This is a genomic window from Paenibacillus sp. FSL H3-0302 (assembly GCF_037982245.1).
In the GTDB taxonomy this organism is placed as follows: Bacteria; Bacillota; Bacilli; order Paenibacillales; family Paenibacillaceae; genus Paenibacillus_AQ; species Paenibacillus_AQ odorifer.
On record NZ_CP150284.1, the window covers coordinates 1,697,694 to 1,718,257 of the forward strand.

Here is a 20,564-nt window from a genome sequence, read left to right on the forward strand (position 1 = left end):
ATGGAAATGTGTCTTTTTTAAGTATTCACAAATAAAGAACGAATATCCTATCATACCAATATTTACAAAATTCGATATAAAGTGATATAATTTTCGAGATTCATATACATAAACATGAAAGAAGAGTGTAAGATGCTAAAGGTAACAAGCAAAAAAGTCATGTCAATTATTACAGTTAGTTCAATGCTGTTGGCTGTGGGTGCAGTCGCTTACGCAGACACGACATTGAAGAAGATTTCCGCATATCAGAACGCGGCCATCAGCATTGAAGTGGATAATCAGAAAGTGAACCTGTCAAGTAGTGAAGGAACAATGTACCCAATTATCTATGAGGGACATAGCTATGTATCCGCCAAGGCTGTATCTGAAGCACTGGGGGCAACCGTGAAATGGGATAACAGTCGTCAAGCTGTTGTGATCACATCGGCGAACGGCGGAACATCAACATCCGTTGTCCCGGATAAGGACAATACTGTTGCACAAGCTACTGCGAAGCCTGCAACCGTATCTACTCCACCTGCAACTGAGTCCACTCCGCAAGCAACACCAAAGCCTGCTGCATCATCTTCCGCTACAACTTCCAGTAACAGCGGCGCTTCGTTTGCAGATGCAGTGAAGTTGGGTACTTCTTTTACTTATACGGACCTTGATAACTATTATAGCCCTAAGGGTGATTCAACATCTGCTCAATATACTTTCACTATCAATAAGGTTACGTCGACTACTCTCGGACAATTAAAAGCTCTTGGGTTTGAAGAACATGTCACTGATCCCGATGTAGCTGTAGATTATGTCCTGCTTGATGTAACGCTTAAGGTGAAGAACGCCAGTCTTGTAAAAGGTAGTCAGGGCCAAGGGTGGAAGTTCCTTTCAAGTTTTACACCTACCATTTGGGGAGCAGAAACTTCCAGTGGACAATACTATATTGGTGGCTCTAGTGATTATTTTGAGGGATCTCTCGGAGAAAATATCGAAAAGCTGTTGGCTGATTTTCCTGAAGTCACCCCAAGTAAACCGGGTTCTTTTGAAGCTTCGGGTAAAGTTATTCTGCCAATAATCAAAGGCAAGGAGAACAGCCTTGTTCTTCGTAGAAACGATAGTAAGCTTGAGTCCGACAAAACGTCCATCTATTTCAAACTGAAATAGTTATGCAAGTTAGCAGAAAAAGAGATCAACGATGTTATTCATCGTTGATCTCTTTTTTTATGAGGCTTACACAGTGCTGATAACTTTTATATCAAGCTTCTTTGGCAATGATTTTTTTGAGCTTCACCTTGGGTTCTTGCTCAGGGTCAGGCGCTTGCCCAACACGTTTAATAAAGAAAGATAGCAGCAGACCGAGGATACCAATTCCCACAATCACTAGATAGGAATCATTGATCCCTTGAATGGATGCTTCCATAATCATATGTTCCTGTGTTCCGTTCTGTGTACTGCCAGAGGCCAGCATATCCTTCATATGCGTTGTAGTACGGCTTGTCATTACGGTGACGAGCAGGGAAGTCCCAACGGCGCCAGCTACTTGTCGAATGGTATTCGAAATCGCTGTACCATGCGCACTAAGCTTGGCGGGGAGTTGATTTAGACCCAGAGTTTGTATAGGCATGAGGAGCAAAGCCATACCGATCCGGCGGCCTGTTGACATGTATACCAGATACATGTAGCTGGTTGAGTCTGTTAAATTTACAAAGCTTAGAGTCGTTGCAATTGTAATCAGAAGACCGATAATAGCGAGCCATTTTGCCCCGAACCGGTCGAACAGCTTGCCGGTTACCGGCATCAACAATCCCATTACGAGTGCACCAGGAAGTAGCAACAAGCCGGACTCCATCGCTGTAAAACCGCGGGCATTCTGCAGGTACAAAGGTAGCAGCATCATATCCGCATACATCACGATTGTAACTGCGATACTGATGACAGTTGTTAAGGAGAACATATTGTATTTAAAGGCCCGGAGATCAAGCAGTGGATTTTGGGAAGCCAACTGTCTCCAAGTAAACAAGCCAAGGGAAAGCACACCTGCTGCTAAAGACAATAACACTTCTGCGCTCGACCAACCCGCACTGGCAGCGCGGCTGAAGCCATACAGCAAGGTTCCAAAACCGATGGTAGAAAGAGTTACGCTAACAATGTCCAACTTGGGAAAGATGCGTTCCGATACATTTTTTAAATAAATAAATCCGCATATGATTACAATGACGGTCAAAGGAATCATGCCATAAAACATAATCTCCCAAGAATAATGTTCCAAAATATATCCAGCCAGAGTAGGTCCAATCGCAGGTGCGAAAATAATGGCCAACCCTACCATCCCCATAGCAGCCCCTCTCTTTTCAGGAGGGAACAGGGTCAAGATGACATTCGTGAGCAGTGGCATGATAATCCCGGCACCAGCTGCCTGAATCATACGCCCGGTCAACAGAACAGGGAAGTTTGTCGCGACGGCCGATACGATCGTTCCAGCCAAAAATATAAACATAGAAGCTTGAAAAAGCTCTCGCGTCGTAAATCGTTGCATTAGATAAGCTGTAATCGGAATTAGAACACCATTAACCAGCATATACCCCGTTGTCAGCCACTGAGCTGTAGCCGCTGAGATATTAAAATCATGCATTAACTCCGGAACGGCAACGCTCATTACCGTTTGATTCAGTGTTGCAAGAAAGGCGCCCAAAATCATAATGAATAAGATGGGGCCCTTTTTCACGGAACTGCTTGTTACTTCTCTCTTTGTACTCACTCCACTCCATCCTTTCAACTCGTCGATCATGGACTAAATTTACAGTGTGTTGTATAGTTTACAATGCATGAATTAGATTATAAATGAAATTTTCATGTAATCAAGCAACAATTTGCGAAAAAATGTAAAGTAGTTTACATTCTTTGTGAAAATGTAGTTTTTTCTTTTTAAAAAACAACAATTATCTAAAATATGTAGCTTACAATATGAAAGTAAAAGATTGGAGAGTAGAAGATGAATAACGCAACGCAACGTACAGATCCCCGGGTACTTCGGACACGTCAATTGCTTAGAGATGCTGTAATTGAATTGCTTGAGGAAATGGATATTGAGAAAATATCCGTAAACCGTATTGCAGAGCGGGCTAAAATCAATCGTGTTACTTTTTATCTGCACTATCGGGATCTCCCGGATATGTTAGAAAAGATGGCGGATGAGATGGTGGAGGACATTCTACAAGTGGTGAACAACGATGGCAACCATGATGAATCGGTTGATGAAGAGAATCTGAGAATATTAGAGAGTCTGCTTAAGCATATTGCGGAAAATGCAAAATTCTACAAAGTCATACTCACATCGAAACGAAGCCCGATTTTTACAGATCGCCTGTTTAATTTGATGGCGGAAATCATTTCTGCACACCAGAAGAAAAAGGAGGGGGCCGTTGATCATTCAAAGGTACCGATACAAAAGGACATTGCCGTTTGGTACGGTTCAGCAGCTCTAATTGGCACGGTTATTTCTTGGCTCCGAGATGACATGCCCTATACGCCTGTGTATCTTGCCAGACAAATTAGCATGCTGCGTGCGAACTAGCAACGGGTTCCGACTCATGAACGGAGAGGAATTAAATGAACACGCGCAAACAGCCACGCATCGTTGCGCGGCTGTTTGTCGTATCTAGAGCAGGTAAATCACTGCACACTGAGATTATCCCAGTTGATTTGGAATTCCTTCAACATCCCTTCTTTGGTCAGCTTGCCGCCGAGATACCCTTGAATGCTGCTGGATAATTCCTGTGGCATCCCGTTCGGCAGGCGGGTCCAGTTCCAGGTCAGCGCTTGATCTTTATCGGTATAAGCCAGCACCTCAGCACCTAGTGCTCCAAGATCTTCTTCGGTTCCCTTAATGTTGTCGAGCGCAGGGATGAATTGGAATTCCTTAGTGATATATTTTTTTCCGGTCTCGGAAGTGACTAGCCAATTCAGGAAGACCTTGGCCTCCTCCTTAACGGGAGAGTTTTTATTGATAACCCAATTGCTGGGTACACCTACATAAAGCTTGTCGTTGTCATCGGGAGTGTCGTCAATGGGCATGGGCAGGATGCCAAGGTTTAGATTGGGATCAATGCCGTCGATCTGCCCTTGTGTCCAGTTACCCTGCTGCATCATCGCAGCTTCGCCGCTCGCTAGCATAGTGACTTGTGTATTATAGTCGGTTGAGAGCGGGTTCTTATTGCCGTACTCAACAGTAAGGTCAAGTAGATCGATCCACTTGGAGAAAATAGGGTCTCCGGCGAAGGTTTTGGAACCGTCTGTAAGTCCGGCGATGAATGCCTCTGGATCAGGCTGCTGGGCGAAAGGCACGTTTACATTATGATTGCCAAGCACGAACCATTCTTGATAACCATTCGCAAAAGGTGTGATGCCTGCCGCTTTTAACTTCTCGGAGGCTTCGCGTAGAGCGGTTAGCGTCAATGGCTTCTCAGTGATTCCGGCTTTTTTAAATAGATCCTTATTATAGATAAAGCCGTATCCTTCCAGATTCATCGGCATCCCATACAGCTTGCCATCTATAGTCATTTGTTCTGCTGCGAGTGGCTTTACATCCTTGGCCCAAGCTTCGCCGCTCAGATCCTCCAGATATTCCAGCCACATATCACGTTCATTGTTGCCGCCGATGGTAAAGATATCCGGTTCATCTCCGGAAGAGAATTTGGCACGCAGCGAGGCGCCATAATCAGTCCCGCCACCCACGCTTTGTACCTCAAGCTTAATATCGGGATGTTCTTTCTCGAATTCGGTCTTGAGCGAAGCCAGCGCTTCAGATATTTCAACCTTGAACTGGTAGATGTGTACGGTTTTGACTCCATCTGCATTGTCGCTGCTGCGTCCGCAACCGGCTGTCAGGGCAGCCAGCAGCAGGGAGCATGCGAGGAGAATTCCACGTTTTGTTCTCATATTCATTCATCCTCTCTGGCTGAAAGCAACATGTATCATTAGCCCTTCACGGAGCCCTGGGCAATGCCTTCAATAATATATTTTTGCATCACTAGGAAAAAGATGACCACCGGCGTAATCCCGAGTACAAGTCCTGGAAGCGCCAAATCCCACTGCTTCGTATATTGTCCGAAAAAGCTATAAGTGGCGATAGGAATGGTGCGAAGCACCGGATCCTGCAGAATAAGCGATGGCATCAAGTAATCATTCCAGATCCACAGGGTGTTCAGTATGATGACGGTGACGATAATCGGCTGCATAAGCGGAAGAACAATCCGGAAAAAGGTACCGTAAGGACTGCTGCCATCTACTCTTGAGGCCTCCTCGATATCGAGAGGTACCGATTTGACGAAGCCGTGGAATAGAAAAACAGTCATCGGGGCCCCAAACCCAAGATATGCTAAAATCAAACCGGCGGTTGAATCCATGACGCCCAAACCGCTGACGACCTGCACCAGCGGAATCATAATAGATTGAAATGGAATAACCATGGCGGCTACTAATGCAATATAGAGCACACGGTTATACAAGCTGTTGTTGCGGACCATTTTGTAAGCGCACATAGAGCAGAGGAACGCTAGCAGAACATTACTAATCACCGTGATGATAAAAGAGTTCAGGAAGGCGCGAGGGAAATTGGTAGCTTTCCAAGCTTCCGCGTAGTTGCTCCACTGGAGTGCTGAAGGCAGCGCAGCAGAGTCAGAAAGTATTTCACTATAGCTTTTCACTGAGTTAGCCAGTAAAAAGTAAAAGGGCACTAAAAATAGAAGTCCCAGCAGGATTACAATCACTTCGATGAGAAGCAGGGGGACATTAAATTTCTTGGCGGTAGTCTCCATTACAGCTCCACCTCTCTTTTCTTGGTTGCTCTAACCTGTAGTAGGGAGATCACGGCCACGATGACGAAGAAAACCATCGCTTTAGCCGAGCCCATTCCGAACCGGCTGATGGTGTAGGCTTCATTGTAAATATTCAAGGCTACAGATTCGGTAGCTTTAAAGGGTCCACCTTTGGTCAGCGACAGGTTGAGGTCAAACAGCTTAAAGGACCAGGAGATAGATAGAAATAGACAAACAGTTACAGCAGGCATGACCAGTGGAAGAGTGACATGGCGCAAGGCCTGAAAACGTCCGGCTCCATCCACTTTGGACGCTTCAATTAGGCTTTGGGGAACATTGTTGATAGCAGAGATGTAAATTACCATCAGATATCCTGCATTTTGCCAGACAAATACGATAACAATCGCCCAGAATGCTGTTCCTCCGGTGCCTAGCCAGGGAAGATTAAAGAAGGACCAGCCGGTGGCCTGCCCGATAGAGGAGAATCCTCTGACAAAAATAAACTGCCAAATAAACCCGAGCAAAAGTCCGCCAATCACATGCGGTACAAAAAATACAGTTCTCAGGACATTACGTGTGAACAGCTTGCGCGTCAACACATAAGCGAGTGCGAAGCCAAGCAGATTGGTCAGCACTAGACCGAAGAAAGTGAACTTCGCCGTGAACCAGAATGAATTAAGAAAGGAAGGATCCTTGGTGAAAATATGTAGATAGTTCCGTAGTCCGGTCCACTCGACATGCCGCGAGATTCCGTTCCAGCTGGTAAATGAATAATAGAGTCCCAAAAAGAAAGGAATCAGCACAATAATAAAGAAAAACAAGGAAGTTGGCCCGACAAAAATAAACTGCTGCATCAGGCGTGATCTTTTTCTATGGTCCATCGTTCCTCACCCCTTTTGTTAATTTAAACTTTTCATTCTATAACCGAATTGGTGATTAACCGAAACAAAAAGTAATATTACTAACCGAGTATTCTTAACCAGTTGCGGCATCGGGAGAGGCAAAAATGCCTTTGATAGCGCCGAAAGTGTGCGATTTGGAGAAAAGAGAGGTAAAAATGCCCTTGATAGCGCCGAAAGTGTGCGGTTTGGAGGAAAGAGAGGCAAAAATGCCTTTGATAGCGCCGAAAGTGTGCGATTTGGAGAAAAGAGAGATAAAAATGCCTTTGATAGCGCCGAAAGTGTGCGATTTGGAGAAAAGAGAGGTAAAAATGCCTTTGATAGCGCCGAAGTCGGCTGAGCTTTCTCTGGATAATTTTCATTGGCCCGGAGCGATTTCTTTTCGGGCTTGACAGCCTTTTCAAAGAATCGGTATGGTGGACTTGTCAGACAAATGGGAGGTAGGGTACATGTCAGGATGGCTGGGGAATCATTTTGTTACGCAGATTGGAATTTTGGTGAATGATGTTGAAAAGGTAAGCACGGCTTATGCGGAGTTTTTTGGACTGGAAAAGCCGCGAATTATCGTTACAGATACAGAAGATCAGGCGCAGACTCGGTATAATGGCGAGGCGACGGTGGCGCGGGGGAAGTTAGCTTTTTTTGATATGGGCTCCCTGCAGCTTGAACTGATTGAGCCAGACCAGCAGCCCAGTACATGGCGTGATTATTTGAATGAACATGGTGAGGGACCTCATCATATTGCTTTTGTGGTTGAAGGAATGAAGGAGAAGATTATGCTGCTCGAAGGCAAAGGGTTCCCACTACAGCAAAAGGGCGAGTATACCGGGGGGCGTTATGCTTATATGGACACGTTCAAGGAGTTAAAGGTGATTGTGGAGCTGCTGGAGAACGATAAAGATAAAGATAAAGGAGAGGATGTATAGTGAATATTCTAATTACTGGTGCCGGACGTGGACTAGGTTATGAGCTGGCGGCTGAGGCATTGAAGCGGGGGCATGGAGTCATTGCCGGGGTTCGCCGTCCCGATCAGGAACAAACAGCACTATCTCAGCTCGCTGCGACCTACGGGGAGAAGCTGACTGTGGCCCAGCTGGACGTGACGGATGAAGAAGGAATCGCGGCACTTGCTGCAAATCTGCAAGGACAAGGCCGGACGCTTGGTGCCATTATCAATAATGCGGCCGTACTGACTGCAAGGGACACACAGATTGAAGAGCTGGATTTCCAAGATATGCTTACCACGATGGATATTAATCTTTATGGACCGATGCGAGTGGTTAAGCATTTCTTGCCGCTACTCATTGAACCCGAGCTTTCGATCATCAACATATCGTCGGAAGCAGGCAGCATTACTAATGCTTATTCCGGAGACTATCCTTATTCCATCTCCAAAACGGCACTTAATATGTTCTCACAGCAGCTGCATGTATATTTAAAAGAACGCGGGGTACAAGTACTCGGCGTACATCCCGGCTGGATGCATACGGATATGGGCGGGGCAGAGGCGCCAACGAATCCAACCCAAAGTGCTGAGGGCATCATGGACTTGATCGAGAAGCGGACTATACCGGAAGGTCAATTCATGTTTGTAGACTATACGGGTAAGGATATGAAGATTTAATAATGAGTGTTCTAACTAAAAGAGGTAACTCAATAGCCATTCATGGCTTCTGAGTTACCTCTTTTGATTTTTCTATATGCTTATTTATTTCTTAATCAATAAATAAGCGAAATAAGGTACGCCGATCAACGCTACCATGATCCCAGCCGGGATGCCATCAGGGGAGACGAGATTGCGGCCAACGGTGTCCGCGATCAGAAGCAACCAGCCACCCAGCAATACTGCGACGGGAATAAACATCTGATTGCGCGGACCGACCAACGATTTCGCAATATGTGGTGCCATCAATCCGATAAAAGCGATTCCACCTGTTACGGATACCGCGGAGGCGGCAGCTGCGACGGCGACAAGAATCAGGACGATACGTTCGCGCTCCAGATTCAGACCGACACCAATGGCTGATACCTCACTCAGACTGAGCAGATTGAGTCGCAGCGATTTGTACAGGGTAAAGGGAACTAGCAGCAATAACCAAGGCAGTAAAGCCCAGATGAAGGGCCAATCTGTACCCCAAATATTCCCGGCAATCCATTTTGCGATAAAATCAACTTTGGCACGATCTGCGGATGAAATGATTACGATCATAACTCCCGACAGCGCTAGGGAAAATCCGACCCCGACCAAAACTAGCCGAATAGGATCAAGCCCTCTAGTCCGACTATATGAAAAAAGATAAATTAATGCTGCCGTAATGATAGCCCCTATAAAAGCAACCAGCGGCAACGCATAAATGAAGGTTCCAACGCTAACCGGGAAGTAGAGAAAAAATACAGCGACAGCCACACCTGCCCCGGAGTTAATCCCAATAATACCGGGGTCTGCTAGATCGTTTCGGGTAACACTTTGCAGAATCGACCCAGATAAGGCCAAGGCCATTCCTGCCAGTAGCGTAATTAGAATACGTGGCAGTCTCACAGAAAATAATACAAAGTCCTCTTTAAAGGTTCCATGACCGAAGAGAACGGGAAGCAGCCTGTCAAAAGACAGGGAAGAGTAGCCGATTCCCATACTGGCAATAGCCGTAAGCAGGATCAGTCCGGTGCATACCCACAGGATAAGACGTTGTTTTCGTACTGGAGCAGAGGAAATCATGAGAGTGTTTGACCTCCTTTACGAACAACGAACAAAAAGAAAGGCAGTCCTAGCATAGCCACGACAGCAACTATCGGCGTTTCATAAGGGGCATGGATTGTACGTCCAATGGTATCTGCAAGTAGCATGAAGGATGCCCCAGTGAATACTGAAATCGGCAGAATATAGCGGTAGTCGGTGCCGACTATTTTGCGGACAATATGCGGAATCATTAGCCCTACAAAAGCCATGTCCCCAATTAGAGCGACCGATGCGCCAGTCAGCAGAATAATGAACGTGAACAGAATCCCTTTAACCAAAACAAGGTTTTGTCCTAATCCGATCGCTACCTCGTCACTCAAGCTAAGAATAGTCAGCTGGTTAGAAAATATTAATGCCACCACGATCCCGATGAGGATCACAGGTGCAATGGCCTGAAGCTGGCCCCAAGTTGTGCCGATAAGCCCACCGGCAGTCCACATGGATACATCTTTGGATATCTTGAAGGCAATGCTGACACCACTTGCGATAGCATATAGGAATGCAGATACCGCAGCACCAGCGAGTACGATACGGATCGGAGACAAGCCACCTTGGCGCACGGAGCCGAGAATAAGAACCAGAACGGCTCCCAGAGCAGCGCCGAAGAAGCAAGCAATCATGGTACCAAAATAGTTCAGCCCCGGCATAAATACGAAGGTAAGCGCCAGTGCCATATTAGCTCCTGAAGTTAACCCCAGCAGGCCGGGATCGGCTAACGGATTGCGCGTAACGCCTTGCATAATAGCACCGGATACGGCAAAGGCGGCGCCGATCAGCATGGCGGCCAGTTCACGCGGCAGCCTGATCTCACGAAGAATGAGGACATTGTCTGCCGTTGAACTTGAAGTGATGGCAAGCCACAGATCATGGAGGGTGGTTTCTTTAGCCCCGAATAACATCGCGATCACGAGGCAAATAACCATTACCAGCACGCTACCAAGCAGCTTATAAAAGAATGGAATGGAAGTTTGCTTCGTAGTCATCTTTATTATTTTCCTAGAAAGCTTTTTTCAAAGAATTCCAGTTGATATTCTAAGCTAAGCGGATCGTTAAAATAGAATGCTTTGGCATCAGCTTCGTAAACATGATTATTTTTGACAGCAGGGATGCTCTTGTAGATTTCTGTATCCTGGAAGGAATTATCTTCATCCGCATTTTTACTAAAAATAACGTAATCGCCTAGATAATCCTTCAGCACTTCTGTTGAGAGGGCCACGTAACCATCTGTTTTGGTGCCTTCCTTTACTGTCTCCGGCATACCGAGCTTGAAGTCCCCATAGAGGAGTTCAGTTCCGCGGCCAAAGTTATACCCGTATACATACAATTGCTTATTGAAGGTTTCAATGACAGAGACAGTTGCATCCTCGCCGATCTTCGCTCTGATTTCCTCACCCGCTTTTTTGGTGCGGGCACTAAAGTCATCTACCCAAGCTTGGGCTTCTTTTTCTTTGTTCACCAATTTGCCGACTTCCAGCTGTTGGGTTAAGTAATCAACTTTATTATAAGTATAAGTAACCGTTGGTGCGATTTGCTTGAATTTATCGATGTTCTTAATATCGGAGAGACCGATAATCAGATCCGGCTGCAGCTCAATGATCTTCTCCAGACTTTCATCACTTACAGCTTCTACATCTTTCAATTGCTCTTCAAAGCGAGGATTGGTTTTGGACATTTCATCTACGCCTACAACAGGTACACCTAGAGCCATAACATTACCTGTTAAAAATCGAGTGAGGACAACGACACGCTGAGGATGTGTCGGAACTTCAACAGGTCCATTTTCCGATTCATAAGTAAAAGTCGCACTTTCTGACTCCGCAGCAGGAGCCGAGGATGGGCTATTTGTAGGACTAACCTCATTCTTCGCCTGATTTCCCCCACAAGCACTAAGGGCAAGCCCTAAAATAAGTACAAACGGAATAAATATCTTTCTCATTTAAATAATTCTCCCCTTTTAATGACTATGTTTCCGTGAATAATTCCATTATTTAATGAATCCCAGGCTGTGCCATAGATTGATTATGAGAATCATTCGCATTTGTAATCATTATAGGGATCACTTATGTGCCTAACCATGCCTTTTTGTTGGAAAAAAGACTTGGACTATTATTGGCCTTCGAATAATGCAACCGCACGTCCAAGCTGCAAACGAATGGAAACTGGATTATAAGGCACCCATTCATCCAGATTAAGCAGATGGATCTTCTTGTTCTGCACAGCAGAAAGCTGGTTCCAATAAGAGGAGTGGAAGATTTCTTCACTGTGTGCAGTGGAGCCTTTTGCGTCTGGAAATACAGTGACTAACAATCGGTCACCGGCATAAGCCTCCAGCTCAGAGACGTCAATCACAAGGGAATGAAACTGGTCGCCGAGTTTATTTATTTGATCCTCAATCAAGGCAGGAGCCTTGAGACCTAGCGATTGATAGATCACATACCCAACATTTCTTGCCCCGTATACGAGTAGTCCATCTGGTTTAATGACCAGAAGGGTTACAATCTCGTTAGCCACCGCGCTTTGCTGCACCACGGCCCGAGCTTCCAGCTCCTCTTGTTCAAAATCGTCCAGCCACTGCTCAGCACGTTCGCTACGGTGAATGGCACGGCCGATCAAGCGCAAGTGGTCTTTCCATCCTAGTTCCTGCCAAGAGATTTCAACAATAGGAGCGACCGCCCGCAGCTGCTCAGCGTTCAAGCCGAATTCTTCCAGATGTTGTGTGGCTGCAATAAGCAATTCAATGTTTGCTTCCAGTAATAACACTTTTATCTGCTCAGCCGAGCTGTTCGTATGGATGAATTTCATAGACTGTGGTGGTTCCTGGTCAGAAAGATTTAAATACTCGCTGCTCTCTGAAATGGTAACTGCAGGTTCCAGGCCAAGCAGCAGCAAATGACTGGCATAGGGAGTGAGCATCACCGCTACACGTTGGAAAGGGATAAGATTATAGCCTGAAGGAGATGCGCCGGTCTGCTGCTTAAAGCGCCGACTAAGATAGAACTCATCCTTGTAGCCCACCTTTAAAGCAATTTCTCTTAGTGTGCTTGAACTATTAAGCAGTAGTTCCTTCGCTCTGTGAACTCTCAACCTGGACAGATATTCATTAGGGGTAAAGCCCGTAAATTGTTTAAATAGCGTTGAATAATGTGAACCGCTCACACCCGCAATTGCAGCTAATTGCTCACGTGATATTTTTTCGCTGAAGTGATTCTCTAAGTATGTGATACTGCGTTCCATTGAGGGCTGCTCACTCACTTCAAATCTTGTTTCCTGCTGCTCCAGCAATTGAAGAAGGATCTGATGGAACAGGATCTGGTTCTGTACATGACGTATTTCACGATCTGGCAACCGGTGAAGATACAATTCCTTCATATTAGATACAATGGCTGGTTCATGAGGAAATAACAGCATATTTGAATTGGATGTCAGTTGGCTTGTCCGCGTCATAGCACTGGAGGGCAGTGCTCGTGTCTGTTCTTGAATCCGGATTGAAAGCTTATAAGCATGAAGCGGCTGCTGGCGATTTGTAATTAGAGAGGCGTAAGTATTCTCGGGGAGAAGGACGACAATGCCTTCCATTAGCTCATAAGTCTGATGATTGACCTCAAGCATACCCTTGCCAGCAGCAATAGCTAGTAGGACGGTTGAATGCTCATGAATCTGAAGTCTTGGCAGATTTGAGGTTCCATACATCGACTGAATACTATCAGCGGTATATAAAGGGAAATGGGACTCCGCCCATTCTGGGACTACGTTATTCAAATCTTAAGCCTCCGTTACCTATAATTCTATGAATGGTATTATATTCTTCACTTCTATGGGACTAATTATAACATCTCTCGTTTGGGACAAGCCGCATAAATGACCACAAAGTAGAAGAGAAACTAATCTCCTAGATGAATCCATTGGTCCAAGAGTCCCTAAGGTCAAGCGAATATAAATACTACTATGATCCTTCATCCATTTTAAAAGAGGTGAATCTAAGATGAAAAGACAGGTGAAACCTAGTAGGAAAAGAAGACCTGCCTCCAGACTGCAGCCTAAACGTAGTTTAATTCTTAAAGCAAAAGCGCAAATCATTAACTTTGCGGTTATTGGTGATAGTCATGTGGGGTATGGAAACAGCTCAAGCATTTTTAGTAATCTTTTGCCTAAAGCTGTGAATAACGGGAATAAGAGATTTGTTATTTTTGGAGGAGATAATACGCAAGCGGGAGCTAATCATGGAAATAATGCGAATGCTTACTACAAGGACTTCAAGGATACGGTAACAAGCACGCTTGGGAGTATTCCTTATAAAGCATCTATAGGAAATTGGGAGGCAAGCACACAGTCCTTATTCACACAATATTTAGGTGCTGTTGAAGGTCAAATGAATTTTCCGGGTACGCAGGGGAAGGTCAAGTATGTATGGCTTAATTGTGCGCTTGGACGGTTTACTCCGGGTAGTATAAATTTGTTGAGAAATTTAGATGATAGTTTTTATTATATTATAGATTTTCATTGGCCTCTCAAAGTAAGTGGGATTACGGTGGACCCAACCCATGTATTAAGCGCATCGGAGACGAATAAGTTTTTTTCATCCATTCATACAAAAGTGAGAGATAAGGTGTTAGCTATTTTTACGCATCATGGACATCTGTTTTACCGAAAGCTTAGTAATATATATCCCGGTTACAACAAAACTAAATTTTTCGTATGCGGATGTTCTGGGGAATATAAATGCAAAACAAATGGTGATCGGGGTTATTACAATGCCACATTATCCATCAACGGGACAACAATTAATGTAGATGCTTTTAAGGTAGCGGTAACTTAGCAAAAACTAAGCTGAAGCTGATTTTCGGGAAAAACCGGGTTCAGCTTTAGTTTTGTTTAGCGAATAGTTAATAGAAACTCAACAATTCAGTCACAGGATAATAGTAAGCTAGCAGGATTATTTAATATATTTGTATAATAGTTTATATATGTATTAAATGAATCATATTGGAGGGCTACCGATGAGAGGGTTAGTATTTAATTCTTTAGAACAGGCGGGTGTCTCGGCTTTTGGTGTGGAGCGTATTCGTACAGCCGCCGCACAAATGGTTGAAGACAATATCACACCTGCGCAAGTTATTGTTGCTGCGAGAAAGGGGACGCTGCTGGTCCATCAAGCGAATGGAAAATTCGGACCTGAAGCAGACGCAGCAGATTTAACAGCGGATGCTATATTTCCACTCTGTTCCATCACAAAACTATTTACTGCAACCGCTATTATGATGTTAGTGGAACAAGGGAAAGTGGGCCTAAATAGGCCGGTTTCTGATTACATCCCCGAATTTACAGGGGAGAACAAAACAAAAGTATGCGTACATCATTTGTTGACACATACCTCTGGAATTGAGGTTAATGGCGGTTATGATGCACCACTAAGCCACGAGCCAGGTACTGTGATGTCTTACTGTGGATATGGTTATGAGCTGTTGGGTGAAATTATACGGCGCGTTAGTGGACAAGCTTATGATGTATTCGTAAAGGAAACTATTTTTAAACCGCTTGGAATGGAAAATACATATTATCGTGTGCCAATGGAAGTGCGGAACAGAGTAGTTAGACGTGCCCCTGAGGCAGCATGCGCGGAATGGGTAGACAGCGAATACAATTTGAATTCTGTATCTGCGGGGGGCGGCGCTTACTCAACGGCTATGGATTTGGCTGTTTTTGGCCAGATGTTCCTTAACGGCGGAATTTATAACGGAGTACGATTGCTTAGTCCGGTAACAGTAAAAGAAATGACCCGCAATCAAATTCCGGGCGTATCCTCACAATATAGAGACGAAGTTTTCCCTGAAGCGTACTGGGGGTACGGATGGGCGATTAATGGCACGAAGCGTGACGGCGGAGATCTGCTCTCTGCAGATGCCTATTCACACTGGGGGGCGGCAGGTCCTTTCCTCTGCGTGGATCCGATTTATCAGACAGTGACGGTTCATTTATCCGTAGAACTGGATCACCAGAAGCCATTTAAAAATATGTATGTTGATTACTTCAACAATACTGTTCTTGCAGCAATCACAGAGCTGTGATGTCGGCTGCTATTTTCATATCCATTTAGAATTTTTGTTGTGTCTACTTTTCTTAAAGTGCGTTTTCCCTGTTTGTTCTAAATTGTTTAGGGGTGATTCCGGTATATTTCTTAAACACTTTGGTAAAGTAGCTCTGATCATTAAAATGTAGGCGTGAGGCGATGTCCGATAAGCTTATCTCTGGTACTTCTATTAGTCGTTTTGCCTCTTCAATCCGCTCCAATTGAATAAAATCGCTGATGGTGATGCCGGTCTCCTTCTTAAATAATAGGGAGAGATAACTTCTATTTAATCCTGCAACCTCAGCCAGTCTATCTAAGGAAAGTTCCTCATATAGGTGATTGAAAATATAGTTCTGACAGAGAGCCACGGTGCGCGACAGTTTCGCCATCCGGCTCTCTTTGACATGGTCTGCGAAATCGCAAAGGGCATTAAGAACGGCATGATCTACAGCGGGAATATCTTTTAGTTCTTCGATATGCTGGATATGAAAGTCGCTTAGGGTATAAGAAATTTCCCAGTACAGCCCTCCATCTATAGCTGCACGTGTAGCGAGTGTAATACAAGAGATTGCCAGATTCTTTTTGTTACGTAATTGGCTCCTTTTAGAGAGAAGCCCGTAACTCTCTTCGGAGAACGAAGCTTGAACGCGTAGCAGCTCAGTTTTATTGCCTTTTTTGACATAGTGAAAGAGATTTTTTTCTAGCATAGGCTCGTGGTGCAGCCACGTATTCTCACGGCGATAAGAAATATCCAAATCCAAACTGCCTGAGGGCAGTTGTTTATAGGCAAGAATGCGGGAGTCCAGCAGTAGTTCGCTAAGGGTCAAGGTTTTTCCAGTAACGAGCGAGTATAGCAGCATAGCGGTATGGTATAGTCTCATTTTATTTAACACGGTCAGGCTGCGGTAATAGTTAAGCCATTGCTCCTGAAACTTAAGCGGAACTTCATGATCACGCATCAGACTTACCACACTATCCTCCGTAGGTTGAGCATACAATGAAGGGCCAATCACAATGCTTCCCTCGTTACTGTTGTCTGAGGGTAAATGGAGAATGATGTAATTCTCTAGAAAATTTGTGGTACGAACGATGGGTATGGTAGAAGTCCGTCCATTGCCATTAGAGTTGTTTTCACGGTTAAAAGATTTAGTAATTTCAGAAAGTGGCTCATTAAGGTTATGAACCCAAGGGGCGCACTCGAAGGAGGAAGGCATAGCAAATTCAATTTCCCGATTGGCGTCGAGCAGGAACACGGGAATTTGCTGTGACTCATACATCACTTTACAGATATATAGGACTCTTTCCTTATCCTCCAAATGATCTAACATGTTATGACCTCCTCGCCACAAGAATACCAAAAACACGATAATAATGCCATAAATCAAGCATGAAGTATATTAAAATGGGGATAGTATACATTCAGAGGAGGCATTTTTATGAAAACCAAAATTCATGAACTCATATCACAATTGACCCTTGAGGAGAAAGCGGGACTCTGTTCAGGGCTTGATTTCTGGCATACCAAGGGGATTGAACGACTCGGAATCCCTTCTTTGATGGTAACGGACGGACCCCATGGTTTACGCAAGCAAAAAGAGAGTGCCGATCACCTCGGGCTTCATAACAGTGTTCCCGCAACTTGTTTTCCTTCAGCAGCAGGGTTGGCTTCTTCGTGGGATCGGGAACTAATTGAGCGAGTGGGGAAGGCGCTTGGTAAGGAGTGCCAGGCAGAAAACGTCGCTGTTCTGTTGGGACCGGGGACGAATATTAAACGCTCTCCACTGAACGGTCGTAACTTTGAATATTTCTCGGAAGACCCGTATCTTTCTGCCGAGATGGGGGGGAACCATATCAAAGGTGTGCAAAGCGAAGGAGTAGGAACCTCGCTTAAGCATTTTGCCGCCAATAATCAGGAACACCGGAGAATGTCGGTAGATGCCGTTATTGATGAACGGACGCTGCGGGAGATTTATCTGGCTAGCTTTGAAGGTGCAGTTAAGAACAGTCAACCTTGGAGCGTAATGTGTTCTTACAACCGGGTTAACGGTGAATACGCTTCTGAGAGTGAAACGCTTCTAACGCGGATTCTTAGAGATGAATGGGGTTTCGAAGGATTTGTAGTTTCGGATTGGGGTGCGGTCAATGAGCGAGTGAAGGCGCTGCAAGCAGGGCTGGAGCTGGAAATGCCGTCAACGGGAGGACTTGGCGATGCCAAGATTGTCGCAGCGGTGCAAGGTGGGGAACTAGCTGAAGAAACGTTAGACCTTGCGGTGGAGCGGCTGCTCACTTTTATTTTTAAGGCGGTAGACAATCGTAAAGATAATACTTCATTTAATGCTGAAGAGCATCACCAACTGGCACGGAAAGTGGCGCGGGAAAGCATGGTGCTTCTTAGAAATGAGGAGGAAGTTCTACCCTTATCTAAACAAGGTACTATTGCGATCATTGGGGAATTTGCTAAAAATCCGCGTTATCAAGGTGGGGGAAGCTCGCATGTGAATCCAACTCAATTGGATGATGCTTTTGAAGAGATGAAAGGTCTTGCGGGGTCTGCTGAGCTGCTATATGCCCAAGGATATGAACTGGAGCATGATGAGATTAATGAGGTTTTGCTGCAAGAGGCACGAGAAACAGCGGCAAAAGGTGATGTAGCGGTGTTGTTCCTTGGACTGCCGGATAATTATGAGTCAGAGGGTTATGATCGCAGCCACTTGTCTCTTCCAGAGAGCCATAAAGCGCTGATCGATGTGGTAGCTGAGGTGCAGAGTAACATCGTTGTTGTACTCAGTAATGGCTCACCTGTAGAGATGCCTTGGATTGATAAAACAAAAGGAGTCCTTGAGGGTTATCTAGGTGGGCAGGCGTTTGGGGGTGCCGTAGCAGATTTACTGTTTGGAGAGGTCAGCCCAAGCGGTAAACTGGCAGAGACATTCCCTATGAAGCTGAGCGACAATCCATCCTTTCTTAATTTCCCGGGGGAAGGGGATAAGGTAGAGTATAAGGAAGGTTTGTTCGTAGGTTATCGTTATTATGATAAAAAAGAGATAAAACCGCTGTTTCCTTTCGGCTTTGGTCTCAGCTACACAGAGTTTCAATACAGTCATTTAACAATTTCCAAGAGCAGCATAAAGGACACCGAGACTATTCAGGTTAAGGCTATTGTTAAAAATACGGGCACTCGCGCAGGAAAAGAAATCGTTCAGCTCTATGTTAGTGATGTGGAGAGCAGCGTGATCCGTCCACTGAAGGAACTAAAAGGCTTCCAGAAGCTAGAGCTTCAGCCTGAAGAAGAGCAGGAGGTAACCTTTGAGTTAGATAAACGCTCCTTTGCTTATTACAACGTTAACATTGGTGATTGGCATGTGGAAAGTGGAGATTTTGAAATTGCTATTGGCTCATCATCGCGGGATATTCGTCTGACAACTTGTATCGGAGTAGAATCGACCATTCCGCTTACGATGCGTTATCATCGGAATAGTACTATTGGTGATTTGCTGGATAATCCACGGACAGCGGAAAAAGTGAAGAAATTCAGCAGTGTTTTTGGCTTAGAAGGTGCGATGGATGATAACCCGGAAATGTACATGGCGATGATGAAATATATGCCGCTGCGGGCAATGATCGGTTTCGGCCAAGGGAAATACACGGAAGAAGATTTAGCCAAGGATCTGCAAGAATTTAATACATTGGCTACTAAGTAGAAGTAAGCCAGTGGCACATATTAGTCCTATCTAATATGCACCACTGGCCTTATTTGTGTAAATTTCTTGTCTGGATACCGTTACCCATTAACTCGATAGGTGTGCCTCAACGTTTCCTTGAAGGAAATCCGTAATCTTTAGCGCGCCACGCTACTAGCAGCGCAAGAATCAATAGTATAAACATTACCCACGGGAAGGAGCGGACACCAAGTGTTTCAATAAGAATTCCGCCTATCACTCCGCCACCGCCAATAGCTAGGTTCCATGCCGTCACCAGCATCGATTGGGCCACATCTGCACTTTCGCCAGCGGTTTCGGCAACGGCTGTCTGTAGCAAAGTAGCTGCTCCTCCGAACGTCAACCCCCATACACCAACCACTAAATAGATCACTATGGGCTGGCTGCTACTAATGCCTAGTACAATGGATGACAAGGCAAAAGCAGCTAGGCTGATCAGAACCAATGGACGCAGTTTGCGGTCGATCAAAATACCGATGACCCAGATGCCAACAAGCGCTGTAATGCCGAAAACAAGCAACACCAAGTCAACCCGCTGGGTTAGCCCGGCCTGAGTAAGATAGGGGGCAATATAGGTATACAAGATGTTGTGTGCTAGTACCCATACCAGAACGACAAACAATACCGGCCGTACCCCCGGAATAACAAAAACCTTGTAGAGAGGGAGCCGTTTTTCAGGGGCTTCTCCTGGATAGTCCGGTAGCTTCCAAAATACCCAAGCGATCAGCATGAGAGCTAATAGCGACATGAACCCGAAGATAGAGCGCCAGCCTACAAGGGTGCCAAGAAGGGTTCCAGCAGGGACACCGAGTGCCAGAGCGAGAGGTGTGCCAACCATCGCTACCGCCATTGCTCGTCCCTTGAGTGACTCCGGCACCATGCGCCGGGCGTAACCTGCTATCATGCCCCATAAGACTCCAGCGGATACGCCGGCGAAGAACCGAGCTGTTAGCGTAAGTATATAATTGGAAGAAAAAGTGGTGACGGTGTTGAATATGAGAAAACCAAGGATGCACATTAGTAGCAGTGGTCGCCGCCGCCATCCACGCGTCACGGTAGTTAAGGGAATCGCGGCCAACAGGGAACCAAGAGCATACAAAGTGACAAGTTGACCGGCAAGGGCCTCGGAGACACCAAGCCCCTCACCTATTTGGAGCAACAAGCCTGCCGGAATCGTTTCGGTAAGAATACAGATAAACCCCGTCATAGCTAAGGCGAGTAATCCAGCCCATGGCAGACGTTCAGAAGAGGGAGTGCTGGGGGCACTTTGTGTGGCAGAAGATGTGTTTTGGCTCATAGAGAAGCCCCTCTCTTATATAATTTTAGCAAACTCAATGATATAGA

General features: G+C 45.4%; 18 protein-coding genes. 8 read left to right on the top strand and 10 right to left on the bottom strand.

Translation table 11 applies throughout. From position 1 onward, the window contains the following. The first annotated feature begins 159 nt into the window (after positions 1–159). A complete protein-coding gene (locus MHH50_RS07475; RefSeq protein ID WP_340034148.1) occupies positions 160–1,146 on the top strand; it encodes a stalk domain-containing protein in 987 nt (328 codons plus the stop codon). Positions 1,147–1,237: 91 nt separating this feature from the next. Here the strand turns inward: MHH50_RS07475 and MHH50_RS07480 are convergent, their stop codons facing one another. Beyond that, on the bottom strand, positions 1,238–2,680 hold the full coding sequence (locus MHH50_RS07480; RefSeq protein WP_254847740.1) for a DHA2 family efflux MFS transporter permease subunit: 1,443 nt from the start codon (positions 2,678–2,680) through the stop codon (positions 1,238–1,240). 294 nt (positions 2,681–2,974) lie between these two features. Between MHH50_RS07480 and MHH50_RS07485 the strand changes: the two genes are divergently transcribed. Continuing rightward, complete coding sequence (locus tag MHH50_RS07485) at positions 2,975–3,556, top strand: TetR/AcrR family transcriptional regulator C-terminal domain-containing protein (protein ID WP_312148694.1); 582 nt, start codon at positions 2,975–2,977, stop codon at positions 3,554–3,556. Positions 3,557–3,654: 98 nt separating this feature from the next. Here the strand turns inward: MHH50_RS07485 and MHH50_RS07490 are convergent, their stop codons facing one another. The 3 genes from MHH50_RS07490 to MHH50_RS07500 are packed head-to-tail and all read right to left on the bottom strand — an operon-like array spanning position 3,655 to position 6,679. Then, positions 3,655–4,920, bottom strand: coding sequence for an ABC transporter substrate-binding protein (locus MHH50_RS07490; RefSeq protein WP_076125255.1), 1,266 nt, complete (start codon positions 4,918–4,920; stop codon positions 3,655–3,657). A gap of 38 nt (positions 4,921–4,958) precedes the next feature. Continuing rightward, a complete protein-coding gene (locus tag MHH50_RS07495; protein ID WP_076141188.1) occupies positions 4,959–5,798 on the bottom strand; it encodes a carbohydrate ABC transporter permease in 840 nt (279 codons plus the stop codon). Continuing rightward, positions 5,798–6,679, bottom strand: coding sequence for a sugar ABC transporter permease (locus MHH50_RS07500; protein ID WP_076125253.1), 882 nt, complete (start codon positions 6,677–6,679; stop codon positions 5,798–5,800). The genes MHH50_RS07495 and MHH50_RS07500 overlap by 1 nt, the downstream gene beginning before the upstream one ends. A gap of 125 nt (positions 6,680–6,804) precedes the next feature. On the opposite strand from MHH50_RS07500, the gene MHH50_RS07505 reads away from it, so the two are divergent. Genes MHH50_RS07505 through MHH50_RS07515 form a run of 3 tightly spaced genes read left to right on the top strand, consistent with a single transcriptional unit; the run spans position 6,805 to position 8,321 of the window. After that, positions 6,805–7,089, top strand: a complete 285-nt coding sequence (locus MHH50_RS07505) for a hypothetical protein (RefSeq protein WP_340034149.1) — start codon at positions 6,805–6,807, stop codon at positions 7,087–7,089. Positions 7,090–7,146: 57 nt separating this feature from the next. Beyond that, a complete protein-coding gene (locus tag MHH50_RS07510; protein WP_076279576.1) occupies positions 7,147–7,623 on the top strand; it encodes a VOC family protein in 477 nt (158 codons plus the stop codon). Then, on the top strand, positions 7,623–8,321 hold the full coding sequence (locus MHH50_RS07515) for an SDR family oxidoreductase (protein WP_076279577.1): 699 nt from the start codon (positions 7,623–7,625) through the stop codon (positions 8,319–8,321). The genes MHH50_RS07510 and MHH50_RS07515 overlap by 1 nt, the downstream gene beginning before the upstream one ends. An 84-nt stretch (positions 8,322–8,405) precedes the next feature. Here the strand turns inward: MHH50_RS07515 and MHH50_RS07520 are convergent, their stop codons facing one another. The 4 genes from MHH50_RS07520 to MHH50_RS07535 form a co-directional block, all read right to left on the bottom strand. Continuing rightward, positions 8,406–9,413, bottom strand: coding sequence for an iron ABC transporter permease (locus MHH50_RS07520; RefSeq protein WP_076125241.1), 1,008 nt, complete (start codon positions 9,411–9,413; stop codon positions 8,406–8,408). Continuing rightward, positions 9,410–10,417 (bottom strand): iron ABC transporter permease, encoded by a 1,008-nt coding sequence (locus tag MHH50_RS07525; RefSeq protein ID WP_076193445.1) that lies wholly within the window; start codon positions 10,415–10,417, stop codon positions 9,410–9,412. Before MHH50_RS07525 ends, MHH50_RS07520 begins: the two co-directional genes overlap by 4 nt. 5 nt (positions 10,418–10,422) lie before the next feature. Beyond that, complete coding sequence (locus MHH50_RS07530; protein WP_076220363.1) at positions 10,423–11,370, bottom strand: iron-hydroxamate ABC transporter substrate-binding protein; 948 nt, start codon at positions 11,368–11,370, stop codon at positions 10,423–10,425. A gap of 170 nt (positions 11,371–11,540) precedes the next feature. Then, a complete protein-coding gene (locus tag MHH50_RS07535; RefSeq protein ID WP_076220364.1) occupies positions 11,541–13,193 on the bottom strand; it encodes an AraC family transcriptional regulator in 1,653 nt (550 codons plus the stop codon). A 223-nt stretch (positions 13,194–13,416) separates the two neighbouring features. Between MHH50_RS07535 and MHH50_RS07540 the strand changes: the two genes are divergently transcribed. Next, positions 13,417–14,250 carry a metallophosphoesterase gene (locus MHH50_RS07540; RefSeq protein ID WP_340034150.1) on the top strand — a complete coding sequence of 278 codons (834 nt, stop codon included), beginning with the start codon at positions 13,417–13,419 and terminating at the stop codon, positions 14,248–14,250. A gap of 181 nt (positions 14,251–14,431) precedes the next feature. Then, positions 14,432–15,499, top strand: a complete 1,068-nt coding sequence (locus MHH50_RS07545) for a serine hydrolase domain-containing protein (RefSeq protein WP_076193439.1) — start codon at positions 14,432–14,434, stop codon at positions 15,497–15,499. Between the two features lie 52 nt (positions 15,500–15,551). On the opposite strand, the gene MHH50_RS07550 is transcribed toward MHH50_RS07545, so the two are convergent. Next, on the bottom strand, positions 15,552–16,829 hold the full coding sequence (locus MHH50_RS07550; protein WP_340034151.1) for a helix-turn-helix transcriptional regulator: 1,278 nt from the start codon (positions 16,827–16,829) through the stop codon (positions 15,552–15,554). Positions 16,830–16,937: 108 nt separating this feature from the next. Between MHH50_RS07550 and MHH50_RS07555 the strand changes: the two genes are divergently transcribed. Continuing rightward, on the top strand, positions 16,938–19,202 hold the full coding sequence (locus MHH50_RS07555) for a glycoside hydrolase family 3 C-terminal domain-containing protein (RefSeq protein ID WP_340034152.1): 2,265 nt from the start codon (positions 16,938–16,940) through the stop codon (positions 19,200–19,202). A 106-nt stretch (positions 19,203–19,308) separates the two neighbouring features. On the opposite strand, the gene MHH50_RS07560 is transcribed toward MHH50_RS07555, so the two are convergent. Further along, complete coding sequence (locus MHH50_RS07560) at positions 19,309–20,517, bottom strand: MFS transporter (protein WP_076279583.1); 1,209 nt, start codon at positions 20,515–20,517, stop codon at positions 19,309–19,311. Between the last annotated feature and the right edge of the window lie 47 nt (positions 20,518–20,564).